We start from the raw sequence: 5,734 nt of genomic DNA on the forward strand, positions 1-5,734 counted from the left end.
CAAAAGGTTTCGATTTTAATTCGTTCGGAATAGGTTATACTAGACAAAAGATCAGCGTTCGGATTAATTTTACAATCTACCAAAACAGTGTTTTTTTGGGGAGGATTTTAATATGGAATATTTTGATGGTAAAAGCGATAACGTCGCCATTAATATTGATTATCAGAATAAAAGGTATATTTATCGTTTGTCAAAAAGAATATTTGATTTCGTGGCAAGCTTGTTGGGATTAATTATTTTGTCACCATTATTTTTGATTATTGCTATTGCAATAAAGATTGAGGATCCAAAGGGCCCTGTATTTTATTCGCAAATCCGTTTAGGTAAAAAGCAAGAAGCATTCAAGATGTATAAGTTTCGTTCAATGGTTGTGGATGCCGATAAACATTTAAAAGATTTATTAGATGAAAATGAAGTTGATGGTGCTATGTTTAAAATGAAGAAAGATCCAAGAGTTACTAAGGTAGGTCAATTCATTAGAAAATATAGTGTAGATGAACTTCCACAATTAGTGAATGTTTTGTTAGGGAATATGAGTCTCGTGGGACCCAGACCACCATTGCCTCGAGAGGTAATGGAATATTCTGAATATGATAAACAAAGATTGACCGTTAAGCCTGGGTGTACCGGGCTATGGCAGATCAGTGGACGCAATGATGTTGGATTTTCAGAAATGGTTGAATTAGATTTAAGATATATTAATAAAAGGAATGCTATTTTTGATTTATACGTTCTTTTTAAAACTGTATTGGTTTTTATAAAACCAAATGGTGCTTATTGATTTTTGTTAAAGGGAGCAATTTTTTGAATAAGAGGGAAATATTTATAATAGGTGCTAAAGGAATACCTGCAAAATATGGTGGCTTTGAGTCGTTTGTAGATCAATTGACAGCTAGAAATCAGGATGAGGATTTACACTATAATGTTGCCTGTAGAAGAGACTTGTCAGATAATAAGTCGGATTATTTTGAGTATAATGGTGCGACTTGTTTTAATGTAGACGTTCCTAATGTTGGCCCTGCGCGTGCAATTTTGTACGATATTAAATCTTTTGACCAAGCTATAGCCGAGATAAAGAAAAGACATATTAATAAACCAATAGTCTATGTATTGGCATGTAGAATTGGTCCATTCATTAATCATTTAAAAAGAAAATTGAAGCCTTATAATGGTTTGCTATTCATAAATCCGGATGGACATGAGTGGTTGCGTGCTAAATGGAGTCTTCCAGTACGTAAATACTGGAAATATTCAGAAAAATTGATGGTTAAATATTCTGATTTGTTAATATGTGATAGTCAGAGTATTGAGGATTATATAAATAGGGATTATCAAATGTACAACCCAAGAACTACATATATTTCTTATGGATCAGACTTGGTAAAGGCGGATATATCCGAAAGTGATTATAAAGTAAGGAAATGGTACGAAACTCATTATGTAAGGAAGAATGAATATTACTTAATAGTTGGTCGATTTGTTCCTGAAAATAATTATGAGACCATGATTAAGGAATTTATGATGTCTGGTACAGAAAAAGATTTGGTTATTATTACTAATGTGGAAAAGAACAGTTTTTACGAAAAATTGCTGGAAGAGACACATTTCTCTGAAGATAAGAGGATAAAATTTGTAGGGACGGTTTATGATAAAGAATTACTAAAATATATTCGAGAAAATGCGTTTGCCTATATTCATGGACATGAGGTAGGAGGAACTAATCCATCCTTACTTGAGGCATTAGGTAGTACCAAAATCAATTTACTATTGGACGTTGGATTCAATAAAGAAGTTGGTGAGAATAGCGCGCTTTACTGGAGTAAGCAGTCTGGTGCTTTGGCTAAATTGATTGAACAGGCTGACGCTTTATCGGCAGATGAGATCGAACAGCTTGATCAAGCGTCAACACAGCGGATTGCAGATGCTTATAGTTGGTCGTTTATTGTTGGTGAGTATGAGAAAGAATTTTTGGAGGTAAATTAGTTGAAAATTCTGCATTATTCTTTAGGTTTCCCACCAGAGCGTAGTGGCGGATTAATTCGTTACACAATGGATTTGATGAACGAACAAATTCGGCAAGGCGATGAGGTTTATTATTTATATCCTGGCCATATTAATTTGCTTAAGAAAACGGCATATATTAAAAATGATACCAAGCATGTCAAAGCACATTTTCATCCATACTCACTGGTTAACTCCTTACCTTTGCCACTTTTTGGTGGAATAAAAACACCCGAAGATTTTATGCAATCAGTGGATATTAGTATCTACCATTCTTTACTTCAAAAAATTAAGCCAGATATTATTCATGTTCATACTTTAATGGGGATACATAAAGAATTTTTTATGTGTGCAAAATCATTAGGGATAAGAATAATTTTTACCAGTCATGATTATTTTGGCTTAGCACCAGAACCTAATTTTTATTATCAAGGGCATAATTATGATGATAATAACACCATTGAACAATGGTGTAAGATTAGTCAAACAGCTATGTCTACCTTTAAATTACGGCTGTTTCAATTAAGTATTTATCCGTTTGTAAGATCTGTAAATAATTTTTTGTTTAAAATGAAAAAGAATTCAAAAACAGAACGAGCAGCTAACTTTAAAAGTGATGTTAATAAGAAAAAATTTGATGAACTTAGGAAGTATTATCTTGCTATTTTTGATTTAGTAGATTTTTTTCATTTCAATAGTAGACTTGCTCAAACTATCTACACTAGGTTTATCAGTATGGATGTTAATTATCAGTGTATTAGTATTTCAAATTCAAGCATTAATAAGAATATATCAAAAAAACAATTAAAAGATCCAATTAACATAGCTTATATAGGTCCATTTGAAAAATATAAGGGGTACTTTGAGTTTTTAAACTTAACTAAGTTACCAATGAAAAAAAATGTACAATTTCATATATATGGTGATGATAAAAGGATTGAAAAACCGATAAATATCATTAATCACGGAAGGTTTAAGCCTGAGAATATTGATAATGTATATAGTGGTATTGATGTCCTTATTGTTCCGAGCCAGTGGAAAGAAACTTTTAACTTTACAGTTATAGAGGGTCTTAGTCATGGTTGTATCGTAATTGTTAGCAGTAATGTAGGAGCAAAGGATTTTATCCCCAAAAATTTTATTTTTAAATCTGTACGAGAAATTCCCAATATGATTGTTGATATAAATCACTACAAATTTATACTTCCACCTATTTTTAAAAAACATGTAAAGAAAATAAAAAATCTGTATTTAGAAATAATTAACACTTAGAGGAGTAAACTTATGAAAAAAAAAGTACTAGCACTTTATTTACCTCAGTTCCATGTTATTCCAGAGAATGATAAGTGGTGGGGTAAGGGCTTTACAGAATGGAAAAACGTTAAGGGTGCAAAACCATTATTCGCTGGGCATAATCAACCTAGAGTACCTTTAAATAATAATTATTATAATTTACTCGATCCTAAGGTTATGGAATGGCAAACAAAAATTGCTAAAGAAAATAATATCTATGGTTTTTGTGTTTATCATTATTGGTTTCATGGGAAGTTACTTTTGGAAAAGCCTATGGAACAATATCTTGATAATGAGAATATTGACTTCCCATTTTGTTTCTGCTGGGCTAATGAACACTGGACAAATGCTTGGGTATCTGGAGAAAATAAAATTATAATTGAACAGAATTTTGATGATAAAGAAGATTGGATTAATCATTTTAACTATCTTCTTCCCTTCTTTAAAGATGATAGATATATAAAAGAAGATAATCAACCAGTTTTTGTGATCTATTATCCTAGTATAATAGGGCCCTTAAGTGAAATGTTAGATTGTTGGAATCAATTAGCAAAAGATAATGGGTTTAAGGGAATTAAGTTTGTATATCAACATTATTTGTTTCATCTGGAAGATAATCCGAAAAAGGCTTTATTTGATTATGGTATTGAATTTGAACCTAATTTATCTATGAATGAAATTCAGACAAAAACAGCTGCTAGTTTTGAAAGATTTAGAGCAAAAGTATCTAATTTTTTACAAACCAAATTACATGTATATGTGAAGATGCCGAAGAGGAAGCCAACGATTTTTGATTATGATGAAATTTGGCAACATATTTTAAACCGAAAACCAGTAACTAAAAATTTAATCCCAGGAGCCTTTGTTGATTGGGATAACACACCTAGACGAGGAGTGCGTGGATCGTTAACTAAAGGTGGTAATCCGCAAAAGTTTAAAAAATATTTTTCAGAATTAGTTAAAAAATCTGATAGAGAGTACGCAACAGATTATATAATTTTATTTGCATGGAATGAGTGGGCAGAAGGTGGATATATTGAACCCGATTCAAAATATAAGTATGAATATTTACATGCTATAAAGGAAGTTATTGATGCAGAAGATTAATGAATTAGATAATCAAGATAAAAAAATCATTAGCTGGTTCTTTGTTTTGTTATGTATTCAATATACAGTAAGCCCTGAAATTACATTTTTACTTAATATAGCTTTATGCATAATTGTTGCGTATCGGAAAAAGAAGCTATATCTCAATATTATTCCGGGATTTTCATTATTGATAGTATTGTTTGTATACACGTTGGGTATAACTTTAATTCAAGCACTGTTAGGTTCTAGTATCTTTCAGAATGTAATCAGAGATATGTTTTATATGGCGAATGGTTTGATAGCTATTTTAGTAGGGTTTTTCCTTAATAAGTTACATTATCGAGATTATCAAATTTTAAATACATTTATTCTTGGGGCTTTATATGTAGTATTTGGTTTTTGGATCAACTTAATACAAGGTAATGAACTTAGTAGTATTCGGAGTATTAATAATGTGGAAACCTGGCGGAGTTCTGTTGGAACAGGTAGTTTATTTGTGCCATTAGCACTTGTTATTATAATTAGTGGCATTGTGGATGCAAAACATCGACTATCAAAGCTTGTCATAATACCAGCGACAGTTCTTTTTATTGGGGAGATTGTCATTACATTTTCAAGAGCATCCATTATTCTTATTCTCATATTATATTTATTTTTATATAAAAATAAAAAACGTTTATTAAAAAGATTAGTTATTATCTTATTGATAATATTATCTGTTATTTGGTTATTATCATATTTTAGACAGTTTACATTAGTTGATTCCGTATTTGAAAAATTTTCAAATACATTGACTGAGATATCTAGTTCTGATTCTTTTACATCAGTTGCTAATATACAGAAAAATTGGAGAGGGTTTGAGGTTTATTCAGCTAAGCAACAATGGTTAACTAGTGGTACTTTTAATCAGATATTTGGTGGTGGCTTTGGCAAGCTGATCAATGTGGGGTATCTTTCCATTCTAGTTGATCCTACATCTAATGGATATATTCCTGTTTTGCATAATGGATATTACACATTAATTATAAAATCGGGATTTATCGGAGTATTATTATATGGATTATTTTATTTTTGGGGAATTTTATTTGGATTAAGAAAGAATAGTAGAAACAATTTATCGGCATTATATTTTTCTGGATGTATGTTGTTTATGGCTATTCAAACTATTTTTTTAAATGGGTTGTTTAAAGATTCGATTAATCTTGCTTTAATTTATTTAATTGGATACTGGGGTAATCGAGCATTAGATAATAACTGAAACTTGAAAGTTCAAAAATCACTTAATGTCTTGAACCTGGCAAATTACAAGTTTAATCCGAACAAGCCCGGAATCTTTCAATGGCAGTCTGTT

General features: G+C 30.9%; 5 protein-coding genes. All 5 read left to right on the forward strand.

The genetic code is table 11. The features are described 5' to 3' along the window. Nucleotides 1-112 precede the first annotated feature (112 nt). The 5 genes from FC88_RS00650 to FC88_RS00670 are packed head-to-tail and all read left to right on the forward strand — an operon-like array spanning nucleotide 113 to nucleotide 5,641. The gene (locus FC88_RS00650) at nucleotides 113-781 is read left to right on the forward strand and encodes a sugar transferase (protein WP_057811888.1); all 669 of its coding nucleotides are present in this window, start codon (nucleotides 113-115) and stop codon (nucleotides 779-781) included. A 23-nt stretch (nucleotides 782-804) separates the two neighbouring features. Beyond that, on the forward strand, nucleotides 805-1,983 hold the full coding sequence (cps2T, locus tag FC88_RS00655; protein ID WP_057811889.1) for a beta 1-4 rhamnosyltransferase Cps2T: 1,179 nt from the start codon (nucleotides 805-807) through the stop codon (nucleotides 1,981-1,983). After that, entirely contained in the window at nucleotides 1,984-3,273 is a 1,290-nt protein-coding gene (locus tag FC88_RS00660) for a glycosyltransferase (RefSeq protein ID WP_057811890.1), read from the forward strand. Nucleotides 3,274-3,285: 12 nt separating this feature from the next. Further along, entirely contained in the window at nucleotides 3,286-4,401 is a 1,116-nt protein-coding gene (locus tag FC88_RS00665; protein WP_057811891.1) for a glycosyltransferase WbsX family protein, read from the forward strand. Continuing rightward, nucleotides 4,388-5,641, forward strand: a complete 1,254-nt coding sequence (locus tag FC88_RS00670; protein WP_057811892.1) for an O-antigen ligase family protein — start codon at nucleotides 4,388-4,390, stop codon at nucleotides 5,639-5,641. Before FC88_RS00665 ends, FC88_RS00670 begins: the two co-directional genes overlap by 14 nt. The last annotated feature ends 93 nt before the right edge of the window (nucleotides 5,642-5,734 follow it).

The organism is Companilactobacillus futsaii JCM 17355 (assembly GCF_001435505.1).
Taxonomy (GTDB): Bacteria; Bacillota; Bacilli; order Lactobacillales; family Lactobacillaceae; genus Companilactobacillus; species Companilactobacillus futsaii.